Annotated in this window: 1 protein-coding gene; it reads left to right on the top strand. The window is 55.9% G+C overall.

From position 1 onward, the window contains the following. The coding region (locus ABC138_RS17530) for a hypothetical protein (RefSeq protein ID WP_345914467.1) at positions 1-340 on the top strand (340 nt) is incomplete at both ends.

Raw genomic sequence — 340 nt, 5'->3', positions numbered from 1 at the left:
CCACCAGACCACCATCATGAAATTCGTGGCTCTCGCTCTTGCCCTTCTGGCTGTCGGCTCTCACGCCGCTTTTCTCCAGGCTGATGCACCCTCCCAGCTGGACCAAATCAGGTCTGCTGTCGATCTCTACCTGACTCAGGTGAAGGACGGTGCCACCAAAGCCCTGGACAACCTCGATGGAGCTGAGTACAGTGCAATCAAGACCACCCTAACTGAGCGCATTGACCAACTGTACACTCAGATCAAGGAACTGCAGAAGACTGTCTCTCCCATCACTGACAACGTCGTCGCCACCATCTCTGACGCCACCGCTGACTTCCGTACCGCTGTCACAGAGGAT

Source organism: Janibacter sp. LM, from assembly GCF_039631275.1.
Classification (GTDB): Bacteria; Actinomycetota; Actinomycetes; order Actinomycetales; family Dermatophilaceae; genus Janibacter; species Janibacter terrae.
Note: the sequence above shows the minus strand (reverse complement) of the source record. Positions and strands in the feature narration are given on the sequence as shown.